The following is a 26216-nucleotide window of genomic DNA, read 5'->3' as shown; positions in this document are numbered from 1 at the left end:
CTCCAGTTTCCGTTAATTCAACACTTTTCCGGCAGTTTCTTTTGCAAACCACACTGCAATGAATGAAATTAGCGCGGTGATCATCACGTACCAGGCGGGTGACAGCGGATCTCCCGTTAAGGAGATCAGGCTGGCCGATGCCAGGGGTGTTACACCGCCAAACACCGCCACAGTCAGGTTGTAGGACATCGCGATGCCGCCATAGCGAATCGCCGTCGGGAACAGTTCGACCATTGCTGCGCCACAGCCACCGTTAAACAACGCAACACACACACCCAATACACTCATTGCCGCGATAGAGCTGCCCACCGATCCCTGTGTCATTAGCAGCATGGCGGGATAGGTCAACAGGATGAAACCAGCGCATGCCACCAGCATCAGCGGCCGTCGTCCCCATCTATCAGACAAGTAGCCCGTGATTGGCATGCAAATAGCGACGCTCAGTAAGCCCAGCGTGGTGATGAGATAAGAATCAGTACGGCTGTAGTGCAGATGCGTAGACAAATAGCCGGGCATAAAGGATTGCAGCACCCAGCTGCTGACCGCTTTGATCACGACGAAACCGGTACAAAACAGCAACGCCGACAATGAGGTTTTCAAGGCTGTGCGCAGTGGCGATTTTTCGATTTTGCCGGTGGCTTTTAACTTGTGAAATTCAGCCGAATCTTCCATGTTGCGGCGCATATATAACCCACCCAATCCGAGCGGTGCTGCGAGCAGGAAAGGAATGCGCCATCCCCAGTCATTCATTGCCGTCTCACCCAACCAATAGGTCAACAGCAGCACCAGTCCAGAGCCGCAAACAAACGCCATGAAACTGAAGTTCTCACTCCAGCAGGTAAGCGTGGCGCGACGATGCGGCTCAGCGCTTTCTGCCAGATAGGTGATTACGCCGGAACTCTCACCACCTGCGGCGAATCCTTGTACTAATCGAGTCATCACCAACAGCACCGGTGCGACAATTCCCACCTGATGCCAGGTCGGCAGAATGCCCATCACAAATGTAGATATTGAGGTGATGACAATTACCGTCACCAACACTTTGCGTCGTCCCAGACGATCGCCCATGGAACCGAAAAAGAAGCCACCCAGCGGGCGCATTAAAAAGCCGGATCCAAATACAGCAAAAGATTTCAGAAGTGCGGTAGCAGGGTCAGAACTGACAAAGAAGTTACTGGCAATAATCGCCGCCAGGGTCCCATATAAGCCAAAATCGAACCACTCGATAAAATGACCAATCCCGGCTGCCATCATGATTTTGGCAGTACGCTTTGGCGGATTATTGGTTTTTGTCGCCACGTACTCACCGCCATACTGACGGGTTGAATTCTCCATACGACCTCCAGAGGGTAAATGTCGCGCCATAGGAAGGCGCGTCATGTCTTGGAAGTTAGCGTATGAATTTTGATGAGATATTGCGCCGGCGATGAGAGATAGCGTGAAGCCAATCAAAGAACAAATCCGGCAATTGCTTCACATAGTGAAGCAGAGAAGAGATCCCTTACAAAGCGCCTAATGTAAGCCGGGTTTATAGTTATCAGACCAAGCCATTACGTATAATCCCAAAGCTTTGCCTATGCTGCCGGTGGTTTTATTCAATGCGTATATTTCATGTCAGTCCACCAAAAAACCGAATCGAAACATATGGTGTCAGCACATATCTCCTCGTCATTGAAACAGCGCTAAACGAGCTATCCTTCCATAAGGAGGAACAACCTATGTGCGGAAGATTCACACAGTTCCAGAACAGAGATACCTATTTTGATGCCCTTAGTGTAGCTGATGGTGACTACATCCATGATCCTGAACCTATCGGGAGGCCGGGCTTTTTGATCCTTTTATCCGTCTCATTGTTCGTATTGTAAAAGGCGATCCGCTTAAAGTGATGATCGGCACTGCTATCCTTGGTATCAGCGTGGCGCTCGACGGCGATGGTGCCACCACCTATCTCATCTGTACGGCAGCACTTCTTCCACTGTATCGTCGGCTGGGAATAAAGCTTCAGTACATGGCCACCGTACTGCTGCTTTCGATCGGCGTAATGAACATGCTCCCGTGGGGAGGACCAACAGCGCGCGCTGCCAGCGCCATGAAGGTAGACGTTGGAGAGCTCTTTATGCTGCTTCTGCCCATTATGATCTGTGGCCTTGCCTGGGTAGTGCTGGTTGCCGTTATTTTTGGACTGCGCGAACATCGCCGGCTTGGGGTGATTAAAATCGATCTGAGTGAAGAGACCGGGCAGCTTACATCTGTAACTAATTATCGTTATCTCTTTAATTCAGCGCTGACCATTGCCCTACTGGTTATGTTAATTCTGGGCATACTTCCTATGGCAACACTGTTTATGATCGCCTTTGCAGTGGCGATGCTAGTGAATTTCCCTAACCTGAAGCATCAGAAGGAGCTCCTTGCCAAACATGCAGAGAACGTGCTTGCCATTGTTTCTCTCATTTTTGCAGCAGGTATTTTACCGGCATCCTGTCCGGAACAGGTATGGTAGATGCCATGTCTAACAGTCTTGTAAATTCACTGCCAGCCTCAGCCGGCCCCTGGCTTGGCATCCTCACGGCGCTGATCAGCATGCCGTTCACCTTCTTCATGACAAACGATGCGTTCTATTTTGGCGTTTTACCCATTCTTGCGCAGACAGCGACAAGCTACGGAATCTCGCCTATGCAGATGGCCGTTGCTTCACTGATTGGACAACCTGTTCATCTGCTCAGCCCGCTTGTTGCGTCAACTTACCTTCTTGTCGGCATTCTTAATCTGGATTACGGGCTGAATCAGCGCGCAAGCCTTAAATGGGCGGTGGGAACAGTATTGTGCATGCTGTCAGGCGCCATCGTGCTTGGCACATTACCGCTACACAACTGATCTATACACGTTAATTAATTCGCTGTGATTTAACGCTGCCCTTATTATTTATAAGGGCAGCGTTAATGTACGCTTTTCGCTAAAAACAGAAATTGGCCTGGCGTCGTCCACTCTTTTCCCTAAGCGGGCTTTGCAAACATCACGGTTTAATTAAAGGATAACAGCTAATAATATGTGGGTCTCATTGGCTGCGTTCCATCAATTCAAGCGTCTGACCATCAGGACTTTGTAAATATATTACTCTGGTACCCTGCATGGGTCCTGACGACACTGTTTGAGGTTTACCCGGCGTCTTCCAACCGTAGTCCGATACTTTGCCTAAGAGCGTATCAAGATCCTCAACCATAAAAGCAAGGTGAGCGTAGCCTGGGATATAGGGCGCTGAAGGTTCTTCTGGCTGCTCAATGTTATTGTATTGGAGTAATTCAATTTGGATATCAGCCAGTTCAAGCAAAGCCATCCGTACATCAGCTCCCCTTGCACCTGTAACCTCATCGATTATAGGCCCAGACATTTTTCCTTCACGTAATAATTTACCGCCAAGAATCTGAGTCCAGAATAATAATGAGTCTTCAATATTTTTAACTGAAAAACCAACGTGATTGACACTTAAGATCATGTGATTACCTACTGAGTTTTGAAAGTCCATCAGCCAACTATATAAAAAGAATGCTTTATTTCTACACCATAAATGCGCGAACGTTTTACAAGCCTGCATCCTTTATCGATAAATTGCGAATATCCTCTTTTCGCTCAAAGCGGTCTCTAATTTCCAATCGCGCAAAGGGGCTGCAGCGATTCAGTGAAGCACTTTTATGTTAGAAGAGAGCATACGGTAGGATCACTTGAGGATAAGCAGAATGCTTCTGGAAAAGCTCAGGTTGCTTTAAGTTTGGAGGAAGGACAGTGAACTCTGATTTTTCACCAGGGAACGCCAGCAGCACATGGTGCTTAGGTTCAAGATGCGGTGTTATGTTTGATGTGACAGAACTACCTAAGCCGTCATCATTTTGACGTCCGCTTTTGGCTGTATTATCAGCCGAAAATCTCATCCTAACCAGCTACTGATAACGGCATTTCGCCGTTAAGAGATGCGCTTTCATGCAGCAAGCCCCAACGCAACTGCACCTAAACAATGCATTCGGCAAAAAGCTAATCGGCACTTTTCACAAATGTCCTCCTTTTTAAAACCACATGAATATCTATGATCGGCCACACATTTTACAATCTGTTTACCTGACAGCGGCGAAAATCTGTGCAAAGTAGTGTCCAGCGGCAAACGAGATTTATGCCCTGGCACGTCAATTGCTTTAGCTAACCAATGTCAGCCGCAGCAACCTGACAACCTGTGCGCGTTATTAAATCCATCAAATTGATTTAATAAAACACCCTCTTTTTGCATCAAGGCGGAAAACACCATGAAAATCCGATTCAACCCAGTCATAAAAGGATGTTTTGCAGCGGTTCTTTTAGCCAGCGTAGGCAGCGCGGCAGCGGCAACCACGTTGAATGCATTGTTTATGACGCAGGCGGCGTATAGCGAAAATGATATCCGCGCCATGACGCAGGCGTTTCAGAAAACGCACCCAGAGGTGCAGGTTAATCTTGAGTTTGTGCCGTACGAAGCGCTGCATGACAAAATTGTTGCGGCGCGTGGCGCGGGCGGTAACGGCTACGATGTGGTGCTGTTCGATGCCATCTGGCCGGCAGAATTCACTAAGTTCGATCTGTTGCAGGACGTCAGCAGCCGCATCAGCGCTGATGAAAAAGGACAGATTTTCCCCGGCGCAATGAACACCGTTGAGTTCAAAGGCAAAACCCTCGGCATGCCGTGGATCCTCGATACCAAATATCTCTATTACAACAAAGCGATGCTGGAAAAAGCCGGTATCACCACGCCGCCGCAAACCTGGCAGCAGGTGATGGATGACGCGCGCATCATCAAGCAGAAAAACATCGTGAAATATCCGCTGGTGTGGAGCTGGTCGCAGGCGGAAGCGCTGGTGTGCGATTACACCACGCTGGTATCAGGTTTCGGTGGCAAGTTCTATAACAACGACAAACTCGATTTCTCCTCCCCGGCCTCGTTGCAAGCGGTGAAGCTGATGAAAAGCTCGCTGGATGAAGGCTTGAGCAATCCGGCGTCACGCGAATATCTGGAAGAGGATGTGCGTAAAGCCTTCTCCAATGGCGATGCGGCTTTCGCGCTCAACTGGACCTACATGTACAACATGGCCAACGATCCTAAACAAAGTAAGGTCGCCGGCCAGGTGGGCATCGTTCCCGCGCCAGGCGATGCGCCGGGCAAATTCGGTGCGGTAAACGGTTCGATGGGCCTTGGCATCACTAAAGGCAGCACGCATGCGGATCAGGCATGGCAATACATCCGCTACATGACTTCACAGCCGGTACAGAACCAATACGCCACGCTGAGTCTGCCGATCTGGAAAAGCTCGTATCAGGATCCGGCGGTGCTGAAAAACCAGGAAAGCCTCATCGCGGCGGCGGATAAATCGCTTAACGTGATGCTGTCGCGTCCGGAAACGGCTGACTATTCGCGTCTCTCCAACACGCTGCAGCAGCAGTTGCAGCAGGTGCTGGTGGGCAGCGCAACGCCAGATGCCGCGCTGCAAGCGGTGGATAAGGGTGCGGCGCGTCTGCGCTAAGGGGCAACAATGCTGAGTTTGCGTCAACGCGAACAACGGCAGGCATGGGTGCTGCTGGCACCCATGTTGTTGGTGATGCTGTTGCTCACCGCATGGCCGCTGTTACGCACCATCTGGCTGAGTTTCACCGATGCCGCCCTGATCGGCAGCGGTGAAGCGCCGGGCTGGATTGGCTTTGAAAATTATCTGTTCGCCATCACCGATGCGGATTTCCGCAGTTCGCTGTGGCGCACGCTCTATTTCACCGTGGTGTCGGTGGCGATTGAAGGCGTGATCGGCGTGCTGGTGGCGCTGTTGCTGAACCAGAAATTCGCCGGTCGCAACGTGCTGCGCGTGCTGGTGATTTTGCCGTGGGCGCTGCCGACCATCGTTAACGCCATGATGTGGCGTCTGAATTTCAACCCGGATTACGGCAGCATCAACGCCCTGCTGACGCAGTTAGGGATCATTGATGGCTATCGCAGCTGGCTGGGTTCGCCGGATTCGGCGCTCAACGCGGTGATGTTCGCCGATATCTGGAAAAACTATCCGCTGGTGACCTTACTGGTGCTGGCGGCGCTGCAATCGATCCCCGACGATCTGTTTGAAGCCGCACGATTGGATGGCGCATCGGCGTGGCGGCGTTTTCGTGCTATCACCATCCCGGCGATTGTTGGCCCGCTCAGCGTGGCGCTGGTACTGCGCACCATCGACGCCTTCAAAATTTTCGACATCATCTACGTAATGACGCGCGGCGGTCCGGTCGATAGCACCAAAACCCTGAGTTTTTACGTGTATCAGGAGTCGTTTAGCTACCTGCGTGCCGGCAGTGGCGCGGCCTACGCGATGTTGATGACCTTACTGTGCGCGGTGCTGATCACGCTTTACATGTTGTTACTGTGGCGGCAGCGCCGCAAAGGAAGCGCTTATGAAGGTTAAATTGCGCCATGTCGGTAAATACGCCGCCGCGCTGCTGGTGGCGTTATCAGTGTTAGCGCCGATGGGCTGGCTGTTTTTGATGAGCGTCAGCGCCGCCAGCGATCTCACCCGCGTACCGCTGGAGTGGCTGCCGCGCCAGTGGGATTTCACCCGCTATGGCAAGCTGCTGTCGCTGGAGCCGGGCCAGCCGGGCGTACTGTTTCTGCATGCACTCGGCAACAGCCTTTTAGTCGCCACCGGCGCGACAATCATCTGCTTACTGCTGGCCATTCCGGCAGCGTTCAGCTTCTCGCGCTACCGCGGGCGCGACGGCTGGCTATTCGCCTCACTTGCCATCTATATGGTGCCGCCGGTGGCATTCGTGTTGCCGCTCTACTTCCTGTTGCAGCAGTTCGATCTGCTCAACACGCGGCCCGGATTGATCATCGTTTACTGCTCGCTGATTCTGCCGTTCCTTACCTGGATGCTGAAAAACCAGTTCGATACGCTGCCGCAGGATATTGAGCAGGCGGCGCGGCTCGACGGCCTGCGCGTCTGGCAAGTGCTGTTACGCATTACGCTGCCGCTGGCGAAGCCGGTGTTGGGGGCCGCCGCGCTGTTTGGCTGGCTGCTGGCGTGGGACGAATTTTTCTATGCGCTGCTGTTTACCAGCAATATCGCCGCACAAACCTTACCGGTCACCATTGCCGGATTTACCGCCGGACGCGCCACCGATGATGGCTTGATTGCTGCCGTTGGCATTCTGGCGTCGGTGCCACCGCTGTTTATTGCCATCTGGCTGCAGAAGACGCTGGTTAGCGGCCTTGCCAGTGGCGGGAGCAAAGGATGATGGAGCAGAAACTCACCGCCACGCTGTATGTGGTAGGCAACATTAATGTCGATTTGATCATGGGAACTCTGGATAACTGGCCGCAGCGCGGTACTGAAGTGATGCTGAATCACAGCGAATTGCGTCCTGGCGGCTCGGCGGGCAACTGCGCGCTGGCGCTGGAAGCGATGCAGGTGCGCCATCGCGCGGTCGCCAATCAGGGCAATGATGGCCTGAGCGCCTGGCTGGCGAGTCATTTTCCGCACAGCGCTGCGCACTGGACGCGCTACAGCTGCGAAACCTCGCTTACCGTTGGCGTGACGCATTCGGATCACGAACGCTCTTTCCTGAGTAATCTCGGCCATATCGTGCAACTCACCGCGCAGGATGTGCTGGATCAACTGCCGGCTACCGCGTCTGACGGCGATATCGTGCTGCTGTGCGGCACCTTTTTGTGTCTGCATCTGTATGACGATTATCCGGCGCTGCTCGCCGAGTTACAGCAGCGCGGCTTTGTCACCGCCGTCGATACCGGCTGGCCGCCGCAGGGCTGGACAAACGAAGTGCGTCAGCAGGTCACGCATTGGCTGCCGCTGTGCGACTGGCTGTTGCTCAATGAAGTGGAAACGCTGGGATTGGCGGCGTCAGACGACTTGCCCGCCAGCGCGCAAATGCTGGCGCAACAGCTAAGCGGACGCGGCGGCTGCGTGGTGAAATGCGGCCCGCAGGGCGCGCGCTGCTGGCAGGCAGATAACTCAGTAAGTCAGCCTGCACGTCCGGTCACGGTGGTGGATACCATCGGCGCGGGCGACAGTTTCAACGCCGGATTTCTCACCGCCCTGCTGCATCAGCAAGATCTCACCACGGCTTTGCAATGGGGGATTTCGGTGGCGTCACTGGCTATCAGCACCTTGCCGCGTCGTTACCCCGACTGGCATCAACTGCAACTTTCCCAGGAGTTTTAAATTATGGCCAGTGTTGAACTCGTAAAAGTGGCCAAACGCTACGCAAAACAGTCGGTGCTGCATCCGCTCGATCTCACCATTCCTGACGGCAGTTTTACCGTGCTGGTTGGCCCATCCGGCTGCGGAAAATCGACGCTGTTGCGCTTGCTGGCCGGGTTGGAGAGCTTGTCGGATGGCGCGATCCTGATGGATAAAGTGCAAATCAACGACCGCGATCCAGCCGATCGCGATATCGCCATGGTGTTTCAGAGCTATGCGCTCTATCCGCACTTAACCGTGGCGGAGAATCTGGCGTTCCACATGCAGGTGAAGAAGGTGAAGCGCGAGGAGCAGCACACTAAAATTGCGCGCATCGCCGGAATTCTTGGCATCGATAAGCTGCTGCAACGCTATCCGCGTGCACTGTCAGGCGGACAGCGTCAACGCGTGGCGATGGGCCGCGCGATGGTGCGAAATCCCAAAGTTTTCCTGTTCGATGAGCCGCTGTCGAACCTCGATGCGCAGCTGCGTATGGAGCTACGCGCCGAGATCAAATCGCTGCATCAGCGTTTCAAAACCACCATGGTTTATGTGACGCACGATCAGATTGAGGCGATGACGCTGGCCGATCAAATTGTGGTGATGAAGGATGGCCGCATCGTGCAGCAAGGCGCGCCGCTGGCGATTTACGACCGTCCGGCGGATACCTTTGTCGCACGCTTTATCGGCTCACCGCCGATGAACCTGTTACCGGCACAGCTGATTGCCCGCGATGGCGTGCCCGGCGTGCAGTGCCAGGATCTGTGGCAGCCGTTGCCCGCGCGTTGGCAAGCGGCGGCGCGCGAACGTGCTGGCGCAGTCGTGACGCTCGGGGTGCGCCCGCACGATCTGCTGGAAGCCAACAGCAACGCCGCAGCCTTGGTGAAAGTAGTGGAGATCACCGGCGAATCCACCTTGTTGCATCTGGAATGGCACGGTCAGCCGTTGCATATGCAGATCGCAGGCCGTCATGCGGCTGTCAGCGGCGAGAGCATTATGCTGGGCTTCAACCCCGAGAAAATTCATCTGTTTGATGCCGAGACGGGGCTGAGGTTGGCTGAGTCGCTCTAGGTTGGTGCTCAGGCCAGAAAAGGCCAACCCGTTGAGATGAACATCGCTGTTGATGGTGCGATTTGGAAAACCGCAATGAATCGCCATCAAGGAGGAAAAGGTGGACAGTGGAGTAAAGCGTCCGCCGCAAGGATGCGGCGGCCGAGGCTACAGGGATGTATTCACGCCGTCTTTACGCAACGCCCGCCTTTTCCGACTGAAACGCACGTTTTTACCTAACAAAAAAAAAGCCACCCAAACCTGGGTGGCGAAATACAATTTATCACATGCATAACAACGATATTGGCGAACACTCATTCCTTAAGCATTTCACAACGGCTATTGTACTCTGCTGGCTATTTTATTCCGTCTTCACCGTTTAAAGATAATGTAAAACCCCTCTCAACCTTTAACGAATTAAATACATCTACCAGGTTTTACCAATATTAAACTGGAACTGCTCCGACTTATCGCCCTCATATTTTTTAATCGGCAACGCATACGAAAACACCAGCGGACCCAGCGGCGACTGCCATTGCAAGGCCACGCCGCTCGACACGCGAATCTGGCTGGGATCGCCGTAATCAGGAATTCCCGCCGCTTTGGTGGCTGCGGTATTCTGCCAGCCGGTATCCCACACGGTGCCGGCATCAACAAACAATGAAGTGCGCAGCGCATCGGCATAGCGCTCGCTGATAAACGGCGTAGGGACAATCAGCTCCGCGCTCACCACCGCCATCGCATTACCGCCCACCGCATCATCCGATTTCTCCACCGGGCAAGCACCGTAACTGCTTTCGCTGCCGCTGCAGCGGTAATAGGCGGCTTTTGGCCCGATGGTGTTGGAGGAGAATCCGCGCACCGAACTGGAGCCGCCGGCATAGAAGTTATCGTAGAACGGCACTTCTTTGCCGCCTAAACCGTCGGCGTAACCGGCTTTACTGCGGCCCATTAGCACCCAGCGATGATCGCTGCTCAGCGGCAAATAGCCGTTGGCGGTCAGCGTGCTTTTGTAATAACTGTTGGTGGAACCTGGAATAGTCACTTTGGTGTTGAAACCGGCGCTCACGCCCGAGGTGGGAAAGAAGCCGCGATCCAGCGAATTGTAGCTCCAGCCAATGTTCCAGAAGAAATCGTTGGCGGTAAATTTGTCCGCCACGGTGGCATCGTCATCGTCGTCATCGCTGGTGATGACTTTTGGATGAATGCCCTGCGAACCCAGATAGCGCCACATTGCTACCTGCGGCGCCATATTGCTTACGCGGTTATAGACGTAATCCAGCCCGCTGTTCACGCTGCTGTTTTCGCCGATTGGGAAGCTTAACGTGCTACTCGCGCCGAAGCTCTTCAGTGTGTATTCGGAAAGATCGTTATCTTCCGCGCTGTAATCGTTGTAGAACAGTTTGCCGCCAAGACTCACGCCATCCACGGTGAAATAGGGATCGGTAGCGGCGATTTCGACATAGGTTTGATAGCTGTTTTTCGTGCCGCTGAAACTCAAAGTATTGCCGGTGCCCATCCAGTTATCCTGGCTAACACCAAGCTGATAACTGATGCCGCTGTCGGTGCCGTAACCCAGTCCAACGTTGAAGGTGCCGGTATTGCGCTCCTTCACTTTGTACACCACGTCCACCTGATCCGGGCTGCCCGGCACGCGCTGCGTATCAACATCTACGCTTTCGAAATAACCGGTACGATTAAGGCGCGCCTTGCCCTGCTCCACCTGATTGCTCGCCAGCCATGCGCCTTCCATCTGACGCATTTCACGACGCAGCACCGCATCTTTCGAGGTGTCATTGCCCGAGAAACGCACCTGTCGCACCGAGAAGCGCCGCCCGGCATCGACATTCACGTGTAGCTGCACGGTTTTGTCGCTGTCGTCTATTTCCGATTGCGTATTCACCTGCGGGAACGCATAGCCGTAACGACCGAGCAGGCTTTTAATTGCCTCTTCGTTTTGGCTGATTTTTGCCCCGCTGTATAAGCTGCCCGCCGGCATGTGCGCCAGTTTTTCAATTTCGGCGGAATAGCCGGCCATATTTCCGCTCAGCGTTACGCCGCTAACATGATAAACATCGCCTTCATGAATATTTATCGTGACGTAAATATGCTTTTTATCCGGCGTTAAACTGACTTGTGTGGAATCGAGGTTAAAGCGTGCGTAACCGCGATCGAGATAATAACTGCGTAGCGTCTCTAAATCGCCCGAGAGTTTCTGTTTCTGGTATTTCTGATCGGCGATCAAATTCCACCACGGCACATCGTCGCGCAGCTGGAAATGCGAGATCAGTTCATCAGCGGAAAAAGCGTGGTTGCCGACAATGTTGATCTGCTGAATTTTCGCCGACACGCCTTCGGTGAAAATGAACTTCAGATCGACACGGTTGCGCGGCAACGGCGTGACGACCGCTTTGACGCTGGCAGTATATTTCCCGGCGCTGTAATAGAAATCTTCCAGCCCTTTTTCCATATCCGATAGCGTGGTGCGGTCCAGCGCTTCACCCACGCGCACGCCCGAGGCATCAAGGTTTTGCTTGAGCTGATCCTCTTTAATCACTTTGTTACCAGAGAATGAGATGCTGGCAATCGCCGGGCGCTCTTTGACTTTGATCAGCAGCGCATCCCCGTCACGCAGCACCTGCACATCGTCAAAATTGCCGGTGGCGAACAGCGCGCGGATGCTGTGGCGAATATCATCATCATTGACGCGATCGCCAACACGCAGCGGCATATGCAGCAACGCCGCGCCGGGTGCGACGCGCTGAAGCCCAGCAAAGTGAATATCCTTTAGGGTGAAATCATCTGCACCAAAGGCAGTGGTGGTTACCATTAAAAGTAACCCGGTTAACATCTTCTTCATCTGTTGTGAGCCTGCCGTTTTTCCTGTGCCTGATTCAAGCGCCTTGCTTCCGCACCACATAAAAACGGGCTGAACACGCGGTTCAGCCCGTTAACTGCGGCGATATGTTCCGGAAAAAAGACCGCTGAGCCAAAGGTAAATTCAGCGCGACTCGCGGATTTTCGGTTGTTTTACAATAAGCTGCATCGCTCCTGCCAAAATCTCCGCATAAGAATTACCCTTCTGCCGTTACCGGCTGAAACGTACGGCGATTGAGGCTGGTGAAGATCACTAGTAATGCCATCATTACCAGCTCAACGCCGAGCGTACCGGTGATCGCCGCCAGATGATTGCCGTGCGTATAGATCTGCGTGAATACACCGCCCAGCAGCATCGGGCCTAAACCTAACGCTGATTGCTGCACCGTCGACAGCACCGCGCTGCCCGCGCCCGCCTGATGATGCGGCACGCCGCTCATGCCAATGCGGTAGAAGGTGCTGACGATAAACGATTGACCAAAGCCAATCAGCACCGTTGCAGGAATTAGGGTGAAAATACCGACCTGCGGCCAGGCGAGTTGCAGCGTGGCGATAAGGGCCACTAATCCAACCATCTGAATACCGCAGCCCATTAATAAGGCGCCGCGCTTACCTAAACGCTCGACGATGCGCGTGGATTGCATCGCCCCGATAAAATAGGCCACGCCCAGCGCGATAAACGCATTCCCGGATTGAAACGCCGTCAGCCCTAAACCGGCCTGCAGCGTCAGTGCCACAGAGAACATAAAGCCGCTCCAGCAGGAGAAGAACAGCACCGCCAGCGTCAGGCCAAAACGCACGCTCGGCAGACGCAGTAGTGAAGGCGGCAGCAGCGGCGCGCCGTTGGCCGCTTCCAGACGCAGCGAACTCTGGCGCAGACGATGCAGAAACAGCGGGAACAGCACCAGCAGCAAGATGCACGGCCACGACCAATGCAGCAGCGGACCGAGTGCCAGTGCCAGCATCAGGCAACCAATCGCGCCCGCCAACAGCAAGGTTCCGCTAACATCCACCGGTACGCGCTGCGTGTTCTGCGTCTCCGGCACAAAGCGGCGCGCGGTGATCAGCACAAACAGGCAAATTGGCAGGTTGATCAGGAACACGCTGCGCCAGCCGTAGCCGCCGATATCCGCTTTGATGAGAAATCCGCCCAACACCTGACCGATGATAAAGGCCAGCCCGCCAATGCCGCCGTACAAACCGATGGCGCGCGCATGCGCTCTGCCCTTCAGCGTGATGTGCAGCGTGGCGAGGATTTGCGGCACGATAAAGGCCGCGCCCACGCCTTGCAGCGCGCGGGCAAACATCAACAGGCCAACGCTGTTGGCGATGCCGCATAATAAAGATGCAATACCGAAGATCCCTACTCCGGCAAGGAACACGCGACGGCGACCGTAGTTATCGCCGAGCCGTCCGCCCATCGCCAGGCAGATGGCAAAGGCGATGCCGTAGACCGCGACGATCAGCGCCAGCTCAATCGCCGTGGCCTGCAGCGTGTGGGCCATCGCGTCTAACGCTACGTTAACGATAGAAAAATCAATCATGGGCAGCAGTTGCCCGGCAAGCAGGACCATCAATCCTGTGCGTTGAAGTTGCGATGTCTGCATCGGTTTTACCTTGTTTTTGCTGTCAGTACGGCATAGCATCACCTAACCGTTAAACGGGTACCAGTTCTTGATTATCATGGTATAAACACTACCCGTCTTGTCGAAGGATCTGCTTATGAGCCTGGCATCCGCGCCTGTTACCACCGAACAAAACAACCGTAAATTACTCGGCACCTTTCTGCGCACGCGCCGGGAAAATCTCGATCCCAATCGACTCGGTTTACCCCGCATGCGCCATCGTCGCACGCCGGGTTTACGCCGTGAAGAAGTCGCGCAGTTAGCGGATGTTGGCGTGACATGGTATACGTGGCTGGAACAGGGACGCGATATCAAAGCCTCGCCGAAAACCCTGACGGCGATCGCTAGCGCGTTGCAGTGCAACGATGTGGAAACGCAGCACCTGTTTTCGCTCGCCGGGCACGCATTGCCCTCGGTGCGCGTGGTAGCCGCCTGCTGCAAAATTGCCGCGCACAATCAGCAGATGCTCGATGCGATCCAGTTACCGGCGATTATTGAGACGCCGCGCTTTGATATTCTCGGTTACAACGCTGCGTGGTGTGCCTTGATGGGCGTGGATCTAGCCGAGATCGCGCCTGAAGATCGCAACTGCATCTGGCTGGCCTTCAACCACCCAACCTGGCGCAAAGCGCTGAATGACTGGGATGAAGTGATGCCGCAGATGGTGGCGATGTTTCGCGGGCAGATGGGCGAGCACCTTGGCGATCCACACTGGGAAAGCTTTCTTGCCCGCTTGCTAAACAGTTCAGATGAGTTTGCGCACACCTGGCAGCGTTATGAATTGGGCCAGGTGGAAAATCGCGTAAAACGTTTTTACCGCGACGAAGTGGGTGAAATGACGCTGCGGCAAAATAACTGGTGGTCCGCGTCACGCAACGGCGATCGCCTGCTGGTGTATGTGCCGGACGATGAAATCAGCGCCGCGGCACTCCAGCAGTTGATCAATCCGTGATGCGTTATGCCTTGCCCGTCAGTGCCGGAACCGGTGTCTGCGGGCGGGCGCCCTTCTGGCTGTTTAACAGAATCTGACCCAACAAGCTGTCTTTGTTCACCACGCCATATTTCAGGTTGGTGTCGAGATATTTACGATCAAATCCCGTCAGTTTGGTCAGCGGCGGCAAGACGGCCGGCAGACGATCGACCATCAGCATGCGGCTCAGCTTCACCGGACGCCACTCCACCAGGCTTTGATACAGCAACGCGCTGGCTTCGCATTTACGTAGATAGAAGTTGTACTGATTGTTCTCACGCAGCGCCTGCTGCTGCGCGATATACACCACCAAATAATCCGGTGGCGTGATGCCCTGAACAATGGTTTCGTAATTGGGCAGCGCGAGCAAACGACGGAAAAACTCGTCGGCGCCCACTTCAACAATCGGGCGGAAAAAGTGCAGCCAGCGCGCAATAAAGGCGTTATTTCTCGGCGCGGCCAGGAACCAGGATTCAATCACCGGATAGTCTTTATCCAGCGTCGAACTGTCGCGATAAAAGGCGATCAAGTCATAACCATCGTTAACATTCACCGCTAACAATTCGTCCATCGTGCGGTTGAGAATGATGGTGGCATCCATCCAGATTCCGCCATAGCGATACAGCAGTTCCAGCCGAATTACGTCACTTTTATGTGAAGGGCGCATATCCTGATGCACGAAGTGCAGATCGGGCAGATAGTGCTGAATATTCAGGTTATTGATGACGGTTACCTGATAGCCGGGGTTTTCGCGCACGATTTTATCGACAAAAATCTGCACCTCTTCCGGTAGCGTTTCACTTTCCCAGTACATCCAAATCTGACGCGGAATGGCCGCGGGCGCGGTCTGGAGTGCAACTAAATTGATATCCTGCTCTGCGGCAGGATCGTAATCGGGCAGCGTTCTGCGTTTGGTCAGCTTTTTTTCCGCCAGTAAACCTAATGAAACCAAATGGGTTTTAAATTTATTCTTTTTCATTGTTTCTCCAGCAGCACAGCCGCCAGTTAACTACTTATTGCTGTTAAAAAAGGCACACATCAGCCCTGCACCTAATGCTGCAGAAAGCCGACAAAAGCCCGGAAAATTGGCTCAAAATTATCAAACAGCACTCAGCGCGACAATTTAATAAACCGCTAAAACCTCACTTTAAGAGAATACGTAGAACGCCGGGTGTGCGGGATCTGGCTTTGTGAAACGTTACGCAAAGCCGAACATCTTAGGTGAACGGTTAAAAATAATACTGGATATATAAACAGTGTTGCGTATACTTATTCAACAGCCACGAGGCTGAGTAAGTCTGCAAGAGGTGATAATGATGATGATCTCAACGGAAAGTCTGTCTGCTTTGAATGCATCAATGATGATGAGCAGCCGCGAAATTGCCCATGTCACGGGCATTACGCACGGCGAAGTGAAGCGCCTGGTGAAAAGCCTGGAAACCGCACAGCGTCTTTCCCAGCCTTTGACGGTGAATCTCTATGAGCATCAGGGTGAAGTGCGTCAGGAGTTTCATCTTAACAAGCGCGATTCATTACTTGCCGTTGCCCGGCTTTCGCCTGGCTTCACTGCGGAATTACTCGATCTCTGGCAGCAGCGAGAACAGTTTACCCATCTGCCGGATTTCACCAATCCGGCGGAAGCGGCCCGCGCCTGGGCGGAGCAATTTGAGCAGCGCCGTGCGGCTGAGCAGCAACTTGCGTTGTCGGCCCCTAAGGCTGAATTTTTTGATCGCTTTGTCGAGATCGAAGATTCGCTCGGCTTTCGTCAGCTGTGCAAGATGTTGAAGGTAAAGGAAACTGAGTTTCGTGAGTTTCTATTAGAACGCAACATCATGTATCGCGAAAAAGGCACGCTGGCACCGCAGCAGCACCATATACAGGCGGGATATTTCACCCTGCGCTCCGGACGTGGCGAGAATCAGCATGCTTTCTCCCAAGCGCGTTTCACCGCCAAAGGCGTGAAATGGGTGGCCAGTTTATGGGCGGGACATCTGTCGGCTCAGCCGAAAGGTGTGGCTGCATAAAGTGTGCGCAGGTGTCGTAGCGGCGTAATTTATTGCGCGATAAATCGCGCCGCCAGGGAATGTGCGATCATTGAATGCTTAGCGTTATATTTACCTGTTGAATTACAGTTTCATCAGCATCTCATGCCACGCCATGCCACCGTGGTCTGACTCAGACGGTTTGACGTACTGATAGCCCCATTTTTTATACAGCTCAAGGTGCTGGGTTTTGCACATCAGATGAATGGTGCGCTTATCCATTTTCTTCATCAGCGCAATAAACTGGCGCATCAGCAGCGATGCATAACCTTTGCCCTGATAAGCGGGATCAAGCACCACCGACATAATCACGGCGTTGGGTGCTGCCGGATCGTGGCCGATTAACTCTTTGAACGCTTCATCCGACATCACCACCTCCCACGCACAACCGGCGTTGATAAAACCAATCACCTTGCCATCGGTTTCCAGACATAAAAATCCCTGTGGATACTGCGCAATGCGGGTAGCAATTTTTTCACGCGTGGCGGCTTCATCACCTTCGTAAGCCTCAATTTCAATCGCGTAACAGCGATCCACATCTGCCAGCCTGGCTTCTCTAAATACTAACGTTGACACGATTAAACCTCTTAGATTCCTCTATGAACGGCGGTCATTCTAACAGGCCGAATGTGTCTTTGCGCATAAGTGCCCCCCTCAAACGATTAAAGTCGCCATGTAAAGTGATCAAAAAAAATTAACGAAAACATTTATCTGGGTTCTAAATAAAATCTATTAAATTTTTATAACTCTCAGCGTCTTTTTTACGACATTTTTACGGGTTGGTCGGTTAGATTAATTTCATCGACAGCCCTGAAGGATTCGGAGAGGTAGCGCGAGATGAAAAGTATCGAACTCACTAATAGCGGTTCATCCGCATAACGTCAGCGGTCAACACGCACCGGTCCATTAACGCCTGTGAGCGTAAATCATGAGCGGCATGCTGCAATTTTTACTGCGCCAACCTTTTTTAAATTCTCTGCCAATGATTCATGGGCAGATTAAGCAACGGGTCAAAACTATGTCAGGCTTGATTTTGGTATCACACAATCAAAATAATCACTCAACGCTTTCTAACATTTATGAAAGCATATTGACGCGTCGCGGTGGCATGTGGGTGAAATGGAGTGGCGAGTTTGAATCATTTACCACTGAACCTCATCGTGAGCTGAATTTTACTAGCGGCAAAGCATTCGACACGCTGATATTTCGCTTAACCAAAGCAGAATATGAAGAAGGTTATCATCAATATATTCATCAGGGATTGTGGCCGGTATTTCATCAGCGCCCCGACATGGCGCGTTTTTCCACCAGCAGCCAAATCGGTTATATGAAACTGAATGAAACCTATACGCGCGCCATCAGTGAATATGCCATGCCCGATGATGATATTTGGTTGCAGGATTATCACCTGATTCCCAGCATTAAAATGCTGCGCGATGCCGGCCTGATAAATCGTATCGGCTTCTTTTTCCATCAGCCTTTCCCAGCAGGACAATCTTTTGAATCGGTGCCGAACTGGCGCTATCTGGCCGATGCATTATTGTGCGCCGACTTAATTGGCTTTCAGACCACCCAAGACATGAACAATTTCACCGCCTGGATTGAATCCCGCTTCCGTTGCGAGCGTCTAACGCCTTACACGCTGCGTATCCACGGCCGTCAGATTCGCGTAGGCGTATTCCCGGTAGGCATTGATACCGTGGAAACCAGCGCGCTAGCTGAAAGCAACAGCTGCCAGTATATGGAGCAGCAATGTCGCGCAACCTTACCGGAGAATCTGATCCTCAGCGGTGGCCATTTTGACGACAGCACCGGCACGCCCTACCGCATCAGCGCCATAGAAGTTTTACTGCGTCAACACGAGGAGTATCACCACAAGTTTTCCATGGTGCAACTGGCTTCAGCGGCGTCAGGTTACAGCCATCGCATTAAAGAGTTATCGCGCGATTTGGAAAGCCGCTGCGGCGAAATGAACGGCGTGCATGGCGAGCTGAACTGGTATCCGGTGCGTTATTTGAGCAACCATTATTCACATGAAGAACTGTGCGGATTTTACCGTGCAGCGCGTGTGGCGTTGGTCACACCGCTGATAGCCGGGATGAGTTTGATGGCGAAAACCTATGTGGCGGTGCAGGATCACGCTAATCCCGGCGTGCTGATTCTGTCGCAGTTTGCCGGCGCCGCCGAACAGATGCAGGGCGCACTGTTGGTCAACCCCTACGATCCCGATGCCATCGCCGATGCCATTCATACCGCGCTTATCATGCCGCTTTCGGTGCGTCGCGAACGTCACGCCAGCCTGCTAAAAAACCTGCATCTGCATGATTGCCACAAATGGGCCGATAGCTTCATTAACGCGCTGCAGCCGCGAGAACAGGAATGCGATTTAACCCTGAAATCAGGTGCGATAATTTCGAATGGTTTCAGTGGGCGACTGCGTTATTAATCCAATATGCATGAACATTAACACGCAAATTTTCGCGAACCAATGACGCAGAGAATGACGCCAAGCGTGACAGCTATCATCAGCGGGTTGACGCTCTCGTGCAGCAACGAAGCCGACAGGCCCAGCCCAAAAAATGGCTGAAGCAACTGCAGTTGCCCGACAGCTGCAATTCCACCGATAGCGAGCCCTTTGTACCAAAAGATAAAACCTATCAGCATGCTAAAAAGCGAGACATAGCCCAGCGCAAGCCAGGCTGAAGTGCTGATGTGGTTTAGGGATTCAGGCAAGGTCAAATATGACGCGATCAACATGAAAGGCAGTGAAATAATCAGCGCCCAACAAATCACTTGCCAGCCTCCCAGCTCACGCGAAAGTTTTGCCCCCTCGGCATAGCCTAGGCCGCAGACGATCACTGACGCGAGCATAAGCAGATCACCTTTGAGTGATATAACAGCGAGATGAGAAAGCGCAAAGCCCATAACCAGCAAGCTGCCGCAGAGGGAAAAGAGCCAGAAAGCGCGCCGCGGACGTTCACCACCACGAATGACGCCAAAGATGGCGGTTGCTAGCGGAAGCAACCCGAGGAAAACGATTGAATGTGACGAAGTTACGTGCTGCAAAGCCATGGCGGTCAGCAATGGAAAACCTATCACTACGCCCATAGCGACGATGAAGAGCGAGTATAGTTGGGTGGGATCAGGTCTTTTGACCTTAAACAAGCAGATCAACATGAGCGCCAGCACACCCGCTATCGATGCACGGATGAAAGTCAGGAAAAACGGGTCGATGTCCTGAACGGCAATGCGCGTTGCCGGCAGCGATCCGCTGAAAATAATCACGCCCGCCAGGCCGTTCAGCCAGCCTGACATCGACTCAGGACGCGTCTTTTGTATCACCACGTTAAACCTCTTTCAGTAGCTGAGTGAAGGTGACTATTTCCTTCATGAATTGACGCTGCGGAGGATAAACGCCATGATCCAGAACAATCAAAATATTGTCATGGATACAATAGATGAAAGCACGTTATAAGGATGTGGTTGACGAATATGCTGCGGCTATACGCAGTGGAGGATTGTCTGCAGGCACGCGCCTGCCTACGCATCGCGCGTTGGCTACGGAAAGACGGATCTCATTAGCAACCGCTACACGCGTCTACGCTGAACTTGAAGCAATCGGTCTGGTCAGCGGTGAAACCGGACGCGGGACTTTTGTCAGGGAAATTTCTTTGCCTCATGGCCTTGGTGTCGATCAACATGTGGTCGCAACCGATGTGGTGGACCTCAATTTCAATTATCCCGCATTACCCGATCAGGCCGATCGCCTGCGCAATGCCCTGCGCAATCTCTCCAATGCTGGCGATATTGAATCGCTGCTACGCTATCAGCCGCATGCCGGGAAAGAGAGCGACCGTCATACCATTGCATCATGGCTTAGCTCAACCGGGATCACGCCTTCGGCTGATGACATTTTGATTGTCAATGGCGCACAGCACGGCCTTACCATAGCGGTGATGGGATTGCTGAAACCAGGGGATGTTGTGGCAGTAGACGCGTTGATTTATCCCGGCTTTAAGGCGCTGGCGGCGCTTTATCATCTTGAACTTGCCGCCATACCTGCTGGGCCAGACGGTCCTGATTTCAATGCATTAAAACAGATTTGTCAGCGCAGACGCGTCCGTGCGATTTATACCATGCCTACGTTGCACAACCCGCTTGGCTGGGTTCTGAGTGCTGCTCAGCGCAGAGAGATTGCCCTGATTGCCCGAACATTTGATCTTCTGGTAATTGAGGATGCCGCCTATGCTTATCTGGTGCCTCGTCCGCCGCCGCCAATGGCTTTTTATGCCCCTGAAAGGACCCTTTATGTAACCGGCTTTGCGAAAAATATCGCTACCGGGTTGCGCGTCGGCGCCGTCGTCTGCCCTGCTGGCATGCGTGCAGCGCTTGAGCGCGCTATTCGTGCCACTACGTGGAATACCCCTTCTCTGATGGTCTCGTTAGTGTGTGGCTGGATTAAGGATGGGACGATCAGACGTCTGGAAACACTGAAAAGACGGGATGCTCGTGAACGCCAGTCGATCGCCCGCCAGATTCTTGCGCCCGAGGATTTTATCAGCCATCCCAACTCTTATTTTCTCTGGCTACCGTTGCCATTCGAAGTCAGGGCTGAACGGGTGGTACAGCGTTTAATCCACCAGCAGATCTCGGTATCTTCGGCTGAACCGTTCAGTACCTCAATCAATGTGCCGCATGCCATTCGTCTTGCGTTGGGATCGGTCAGTAAGGATAAACTGCGGCTTGCCATGGCGGCGGTGAAAGAGACCATCGATTATGAAAGAGACCTATAAAAACACAGTCTCATCGCGTTATTGCGCCGCCGGGAAATTACGCTTGATGGGCGCAAACGCTTCCACGCTTTTGCCCAGCAGACGCTGCGGATGGAAATCGCTCAGCAGCTCACTTGCCACATCACCGATCAGCTCTTCAGCCACCAGCTTGCCAATCAATGGCGAAAGGGTGATACCGCTGTGTGTCACCGCCACATAGACGCGATGATGCGCGGTGACATAGCCCAGCGCCGGTAAACCATCGGCAGGTCGTGCGCGTTGCCCCACCACAATCTGTTCAATCTGCAACTCGCCCGCATCCGCAAACAGCGCGTGATAACGCTCGCGGAACTGCGCGGCGATATCGCTGGTGATTGAGGGTGGCGCAGCAGAATCGGCCAGGTGATCCAACTCTAAGGCTTGCAGCAGCAAACGTCCGCCGCCGTCCGGGCGTACGTTAAGTTGCGGAGAGATGAGATTGGCATTGAGCGATAACGGCTGCGGCGCGGTGCGCACCAGGAAACTACAAGCCACCGCGTTCGGTTTGCTGGTATCCAGCAACGCCAGATTAAGTCCCAGTGAATTTAGCAGCTGATTGGCCCAGCGTCCGGTGGCTAACACAATACGATCGCCCTGCCACTGCTCGCCATTTTCCAGCTGCAGCGTAACCCGATCGGCACTTTCACTGATGCTATTGATGCGCTGATGCTGGTACAGCACCGCACCGCGCGCTTTGGCTTCTGACCATAAGCGCGCCAGATAGAGCGCCGGATGCAGCACCGATTCTGTCGGGAAATGCCACACACTGCCGCTGATGGCCTGCACCCGCAGCTCCGGAATATCGCGCAGCACATCTGCTGGCGACACTTCACGCGCCGCATAACCTGCTGATTGCAGCGACGTGGCACGCTGCAGCAAACGTTGCTGCGCATCGCCCACGGCGGCCCACTCCCATGTACCGCCAGCTTCCAGCCAGCGCAATCCGTTCGGCTGCGCTTGCTGCAGTTTGAGGTGCTCTTCCATCGAGAGCGCATTAAGCAGGTGATAACTGCGCGGCTGTTTGCCATTGGAGTTTACCTAGGCAAACGTCGTGCTGCTGGTGCCCGCGCCAATGTGCTGTTGTTCGAAAACGGTGACTTCAACGCCCTGCAACGCTAAGGCGCGCGCCACCGCCAATCCGATAACGCCGCCGCCAATAATTGCAATTTTCTGTGCTGTCATAATGGGCTCCTGAATTAAGTGCCGATATCATAACAGCCTGGCTGAACGAAAATTGCTATCGCTAAATAGGGATTATTACGCAGGATATAAGAATTTCGTCTTAATCCGGATGCTTAAATTATACCGATGTCAGAATCTTCCCATCGGCAAAATAGGCCCGTAAATTCTCCAGCACATTATTGGTCATTTGCGCACGCGTTTCGTGAGTTGCGCTGGCAATATGCGGCGTTAACAGCACATTATTTAGTTCACGCAGCGCGGGATTAATTTTTGGCTCATCCGGATACACATCCAGCGCAGCCCCTTTAATGATTCCCTGCTGCAGTGCAGCGATCAAGTCGGGTTCATTGATTACTGTGCCACGCGCAATATTGATCACTACGCCCTCTTGGCCGAGCGCCGCCAGCACCTTCGCGTTGACCAGTTGCACATTCTCTTTGCTGCCCGGCAGTGCCAGCACCAGAAAATCGCTAAAGGTGGCGAGTTGTTCGATCGTATCGCAGCGCTTATAGCTGACGTCTTTCGCCGAACGCGCGGTATATGCCACTTCCATACCAAAGGCTTCGGCACGGCGCGCGATGGCTAAGCCAATCGCGCCCAACCCGGCGATGCCAATTCTTTTTCCGCTGGCGCGGCTGGAGAGTTCGACGCCGTTATTTTCCCATGCCCCGGATTTCGCAAACTGATGGTAAGCCACCAAATTACGCGAGAACGCCAGCGTCATTGTCATTGCCAAATCGGCAACATCGTCAGTCAGAATGTCGCGGGTAATGCTGACCTGAATATCGTTTTCGGCAGTGTATTTCAGGTCAATACGATCGGTGCCGACACCGAATACAGTAATGACTTTACACTCCGGCAGTTGCTCCAGCAGTGCCGTTTCCACCCCGACATCGCCGCGCGTAACGATGGCATTGATCGCTTTGCCATGCTGCTGGATAAATAGCATTGCGTCATGCTGCTCATATAAACGATGGCAATGGAAATGTTGCGTGAGCTTTTCATCTAACTGCGGCATTAGCGGCTGAATAATCAGCACGGCAGGTTTGGTATTCGTCATTTTATGTTCCATTAGCGGTATTTATTGACCACCAGCCTAACGGAGTAATTTATGTTACGGCGTTGCTGTTACTTTTTTCGCTGATAAGATCACGCGGAAATAGATGGCATGCCGTGCAGCAGCGTAATGATTTAATCGTTGCTAAATGAGAAAACGAAACTTATCTAATGCGCTTACTGTCATCGGTAAACCCTGGCGTAATAACGAATCCAGATAAACCGTAACGCCCATTGCTGGTTGTCTAAAACTCGCGCGTTGCGCATTCACTGCCTTCAAAACCAGCGCCTGATTTAAGTCGAACAGATCCATAATGAATTCGTCAGGATGAAGAGCTTCAATTTCGAATTCAGCCATGAGGTTTCTCGGGAAATCCTTCAGATTCATTGTGACAATCACTTCAGCTTTACACCGTATAGCGGCAGCGACAACATGGCAGTCATTGGAATCAGGTAATGTAATGCCAGAAATAAGCGGTTCAAATCCCGATACCATTGCATCTGGAAGCGCTTTATTCATCAATGTCTGCGTGCGCGCCAACTGATCTTCAGCAATATCTGGTCTGTTAGTGCGTAAATTACGCTTCCATTCATCCTGAATGGTGGCCGTCTATTTTGGCTGGTAGAGCCCCGTCAGACCGAGGCGGAGCAGTACATCGCGCAGTATGGATGGATACAACACACATGCAACCAGTACCACGGCATAGGGTGAATGGTTCATCAGTAGAAATTGAGATCCTGTCCCTGGTCTGCCAATTCCTGCATTGCATCATTGCTCTCTTGCGCACGCTTGTCTTTAAACTGCATAAGATCCGCAAAAAGCACGCGACGATGGCGACCTGTTTTATGGTACGGAAGCTGACCTTGCTCTAACAGTTTCACCAAATGTGGGCGTGAAACGTTTAAAATATTTGCCGCTTCCTGCGTAGTTAATTCAGCGTGTACAGGCACAACCTGAACCGCATTTCCCACCGCCAACTCGCCCAAAACAGCCATGAGTAGTGTCAGGGCAGACGTTGGCAGCTCAATCTGATGCGTTTCGTTGTGCGCATCCTGAATCGATATTTTTTGCGTTTCCTGCTTGGTGGATAGATAAGTTGCGAGCTCCCTCTGCCCGCGCGAAGCGGCCTCAATCTCCTTCGGAGCCGGAAGGCTCAAGCTATCCAGAATTGAGTGTTTCATGCGTTTTCCAATTGATAGTTTGTGGTTTCAAATTGCAGTCACCGAATGATAATCGCAATAAACGAAACAATCAATATTCGAAATAAACGAAATGATCTCTCTTTAGCCGACGCTTGAGCATTACTTCTCTACGTAATTCTCATCCATTATCGGGTTTGGAATGGTTTAACCACGCTGCCCTCGCTGGCAAACTTACCTTACGCAGTCTACGGTTAATCAAAAAGCATAATAATTTCATCAACCATGGATAGCCATTATGACCACCCATGTCGATAGCACAGCGCATCAGACAAGCGAACTGCTTCAGCTGCAGCAAATTTTACAGGCGCATCTCGAACATTTACTGCCTGCAGGACAGCAAAGCGATCGCGTGCGTGCCGCGATGCGTGCCGGTACGCTGGCGCAGGGCAAGCGCATCCGTCCTTTATTACTGATGCTGGCAGCGCGCGATATGGGTTGCGAGCTGACGCAAAATGGCATTCTCGATCTCGCCTGTGCCGTGGAAATGGTGCACGCGGCATCGCTGATTTTGGATGACATCCCGTCAATGGATAACGCGCAGATGCGCCGTGGTCGCCCAACCGTGCATCGCGAGTTTGGTGAAACCGTGGCGATTCTCGCAGCCGTCGCGCTGCTGAGCCGCGCATTTGAAGTGATTGCCATCGCACCCGATTTGCCTGCGGTGCACAAATCTGAAGCGATTGCCGAACTCTCCGCCGCCGTGGGCCTGCAGGGATTAGTGCAAGGGCAGTTTCAGGATCTGCACGACGGCACGCAGAGCCGCAGTCCGGAAGCGATCGCCTTGACCAATGAACTGAAAACCAGCGTGCTGTTTCGCGCCACGCTGCAAATGGCGGCGATTGCCGCTGACGCTTCACCGCAGGTGCGGCAACGTCTTAGCTTCTTTGCTCAGGATCTGGGCCAGGCGTTTCAGCTGCTCGACGACCTCGCCGACGGCTGCAAACACACCGGCAAAGATGTGCATCAGGATCAGGGTAAATCCACGCTGGTACAGATGCTCGGGGCTGACGGCGCAGAACGTCGTCTGCGCGATCATCTGCGCAGTGCCGATGCACACCTTGCCTGCGCCTGCCATCGCGGCATCGCCACTCGCCAATACATGCACGCGCTGTTTAATCAACAGCTAGCGATGTTCAACTGAGCGCGGCTAA

Annotated in this window: 22 protein-coding genes and 1 pseudogene; 12 read left to right on the top strand and 11 right to left on the bottom strand. The window is 53.1% G+C overall.

Annotated features, from left to right (window positions below):
- Nucleotides 1-12 precede the first annotated feature (12 nt).
- Entirely contained in the window at nucleotides 13-1254 is a 1242-nt protein-coding gene (locus ACFQW4_RS03635) for an MFS transporter (RefSeq protein ID WP_199559708.1), read from the bottom strand.
- A 586-nt stretch (nucleotides 1255-1840) separates the two neighbouring features.
- Here ACFQW4_RS03635 and ACFQW4_RS03630 point away from each other — a divergent pair.
- Nucleotides 1841-2500, top strand: a complete 660-nt coding sequence (locus ACFQW4_RS03630; protein WP_377724011.1) for an SLC13 family permease — start codon at nucleotides 1841-1843, stop codon at nucleotides 2498-2500.
- A gap of 5 nt (nucleotides 2501-2505) precedes the next feature.
- Nucleotides 2506-2874 carry a hypothetical protein gene (locus ACFQW4_RS03625; protein WP_377723837.1) on the top strand — a complete coding sequence of 123 codons (369 nt, stop codon included), beginning with the start codon at nucleotides 2506-2508 and terminating at the stop codon, nucleotides 2872-2874.
- A gap of 181 nt (nucleotides 2875-3055) precedes the next feature.
- On the opposite strand, the gene ACFQW4_RS03620 is transcribed toward ACFQW4_RS03625, so the two are convergent.
- Entirely contained in the window at nucleotides 3056-3493 is a 438-nt protein-coding gene (locus ACFQW4_RS03620; protein ID WP_101761763.1) for a VOC family protein, read from the bottom strand.
- 799 nt (nucleotides 3494-4292) lie between these two features.
- On the opposite strand from ACFQW4_RS03620, the gene ACFQW4_RS03615 reads away from it, so the two are divergent.
- The 5 genes from ACFQW4_RS03615 to ACFQW4_RS03595 are packed head-to-tail and all read left to right on the top strand — an operon-like array spanning nucleotide 4293 to nucleotide 9320.
- On the top strand, nucleotides 4293-5540 hold the full coding sequence (locus ACFQW4_RS03615) for an extracellular solute-binding protein (protein WP_377723835.1): 1248 nt from the start codon (nucleotides 4293-4295) through the stop codon (nucleotides 5538-5540).
- Between the two features lie 9 nt (nucleotides 5541-5549).
- Nucleotides 5550-6458 (top strand): carbohydrate ABC transporter permease, encoded by a 909-nt coding sequence (locus ACFQW4_RS03610; protein WP_377723833.1) that lies wholly within the window; start codon nucleotides 5550-5552, stop codon nucleotides 6456-6458.
- On the top strand, nucleotides 6448-7287 hold the full coding sequence (locus tag ACFQW4_RS03605) for a carbohydrate ABC transporter permease (RefSeq protein WP_377723831.1): 840 nt from the start codon (nucleotides 6448-6450) through the stop codon (nucleotides 7285-7287). Before ACFQW4_RS03610 ends, ACFQW4_RS03605 begins: the two co-directional genes overlap by 11 nt.
- Entirely contained in the window at nucleotides 7287-8231 is a 945-nt protein-coding gene (locus tag ACFQW4_RS03600; RefSeq protein ID WP_210080442.1) for a carbohydrate kinase family protein, read from the top strand. Before ACFQW4_RS03605 ends, ACFQW4_RS03600 begins: the two co-directional genes overlap by 1 nt.
- A gap of 3 nt (nucleotides 8232-8234) precedes the next feature.
- Complete coding sequence (locus tag ACFQW4_RS03595; protein ID WP_377723829.1) at nucleotides 8235-9320, top strand: ABC transporter ATP-binding protein; 1086 nt, start codon at nucleotides 8235-8237, stop codon at nucleotides 9318-9320.
- Between the two features lie 406 nt (nucleotides 9321-9726).
- Here the strand turns inward: ACFQW4_RS03595 and bamA are convergent, their stop codons facing one another.
- On the bottom strand, nucleotides 9727-12159 hold the full coding sequence (bamA, locus tag ACFQW4_RS03590; protein ID WP_377723827.1) for an outer membrane protein assembly factor BamA: 2433 nt from the start codon (nucleotides 12157-12159) through the stop codon (nucleotides 9727-9729).
- Between the two features lie 214 nt (nucleotides 12160-12373).
- Nucleotides 12374-13783, bottom strand: coding sequence for an MFS transporter (locus ACFQW4_RS03585; protein WP_101761105.1), 1410 nt, complete (start codon nucleotides 13781-13783; stop codon nucleotides 12374-12376).
- Between the two features lie 115 nt (nucleotides 13784-13898).
- Between ACFQW4_RS03585 and ACFQW4_RS03580 the strand changes: the two genes are divergently transcribed.
- Nucleotides 13899-14753 carry a helix-turn-helix transcriptional regulator gene (locus ACFQW4_RS03580; RefSeq protein WP_137387201.1) on the top strand — a complete coding sequence of 285 codons (855 nt, stop codon included), beginning with the start codon at nucleotides 13899-13901 and terminating at the stop codon, nucleotides 14751-14753.
- Between the two features lie 4 nt (nucleotides 14754-14757).
- Here the strand turns inward: ACFQW4_RS03580 and ACFQW4_RS03575 are convergent, their stop codons facing one another.
- On the bottom strand, nucleotides 14758-15750 hold the full coding sequence (locus tag ACFQW4_RS03575; protein WP_377723824.1) for a glycosyltransferase family 32 protein: 993 nt from the start codon (nucleotides 15748-15750) through the stop codon (nucleotides 14758-14760).
- Between the two features lie 337 nt (nucleotides 15751-16087).
- Here ACFQW4_RS03575 and ACFQW4_RS03570 point away from each other — a divergent pair, with 337 nt between their 5' ends.
- Nucleotides 16088-16795, top strand: coding sequence for a phage antirepressor KilAC domain-containing protein (locus ACFQW4_RS03570; RefSeq protein WP_192235489.1), 708 nt, complete (start codon nucleotides 16088-16090; stop codon nucleotides 16793-16795).
- A 102-nt stretch (nucleotides 16796-16897) separates the two neighbouring features.
- Here ACFQW4_RS03570 and ACFQW4_RS03565 read toward each other — a convergent pair whose 3' ends face one another.
- Nucleotides 16898-17389, bottom strand: a complete 492-nt coding sequence (locus tag ACFQW4_RS03565) for a GNAT family N-acetyltransferase (protein WP_377723822.1) — start codon at nucleotides 17387-17389, stop codon at nucleotides 16898-16900.
- A 442-nt stretch (nucleotides 17390-17831) separates the two neighbouring features.
- Between ACFQW4_RS03565 and ACFQW4_RS03560 the strand changes: the two genes are divergently transcribed.
- Entirely contained in the window at nucleotides 17832-19259 is a 1428-nt protein-coding gene (locus tag ACFQW4_RS03560) for a trehalose-6-phosphate synthase (protein WP_377723820.1), read from the top strand.
- 17 nt (nucleotides 19260-19276) lie between these two features.
- Here ACFQW4_RS03560 and ACFQW4_RS03555 read toward each other — a convergent pair whose 3' ends face one another.
- On the bottom strand, nucleotides 19277-20128 hold the full coding sequence (locus ACFQW4_RS03555; RefSeq protein ID WP_350262221.1) for a DMT family transporter: 852 nt from the start codon (nucleotides 20126-20128) through the stop codon (nucleotides 19277-19279).
- Between the two features lie 143 nt (nucleotides 20129-20271).
- Between ACFQW4_RS03555 and ACFQW4_RS03550 the strand changes: the two genes are divergently transcribed.
- The gene (locus tag ACFQW4_RS03550) at nucleotides 20272-21606 is read left to right on the top strand and encodes a PLP-dependent aminotransferase family protein (RefSeq protein WP_377723818.1); all 1335 of its coding nucleotides are present in this window, start codon (nucleotides 20272-20274) and stop codon (nucleotides 21604-21606) included.
- 18 nt (nucleotides 21607-21624) lie between these two features.
- Here the strand turns inward: ACFQW4_RS03550 and ACFQW4_RS03545 are convergent.
- The 4 genes and pseudogenes from ACFQW4_RS03545 to ACFQW4_RS03530 form a co-directional block, all read right to left on the bottom strand.
- Nucleotides 21625-22806: pseudogene (locus tag ACFQW4_RS03545) on the bottom strand (NAD(P)/FAD-dependent oxidoreductase).
- Between the two features lie 118 nt (nucleotides 22807-22924).
- Nucleotides 22925-23866, bottom strand: coding sequence for a 2-hydroxyacid dehydrogenase (locus tag ACFQW4_RS03540; protein ID WP_137387196.1), 942 nt, complete (start codon nucleotides 23864-23866; stop codon nucleotides 22925-22927).
- A gap of 141 nt (nucleotides 23867-24007) precedes the next feature.
- Nucleotides 24008-24382 carry a hypothetical protein gene (locus tag ACFQW4_RS03535; RefSeq protein WP_377723816.1) on the bottom strand — a complete coding sequence of 125 codons (375 nt, stop codon included), beginning with the start codon at nucleotides 24380-24382 and terminating at the stop codon, nucleotides 24008-24010.
- 200 nt (nucleotides 24383-24582) lie between these two features.
- Nucleotides 24583-25044, bottom strand: a complete 462-nt coding sequence (locus ACFQW4_RS03530; RefSeq protein WP_192235480.1) for a helix-turn-helix domain-containing protein — start codon at nucleotides 25042-25044, stop codon at nucleotides 24583-24585.
- A gap of 256 nt (nucleotides 25045-25300) precedes the next feature.
- Between ACFQW4_RS03530 and ACFQW4_RS03525 the strand changes: the two genes are divergently transcribed.
- Nucleotides 25301-26206, top strand: coding sequence for a polyprenyl synthetase family protein (locus ACFQW4_RS03525; RefSeq protein ID WP_110867012.1), 906 nt, complete (start codon nucleotides 25301-25303; stop codon nucleotides 26204-26206).
- Nucleotides 26207-26216: the final 10 nt, after the last annotated feature.

It is taken from the genome of Pantoea sp. GCM10028869 (assembly GCF_042666835.1).
In the GTDB taxonomy this organism is placed as follows: domain Bacteria; phylum Pseudomonadota; class Gammaproteobacteria; order Enterobacterales; family Enterobacteriaceae; genus Pantoea; species Pantoea leporis.
The sequence above is the reverse complement of the archived record's forward strand: the minus strand, read 5'-3'. Positions and strand labels throughout refer to the sequence as shown.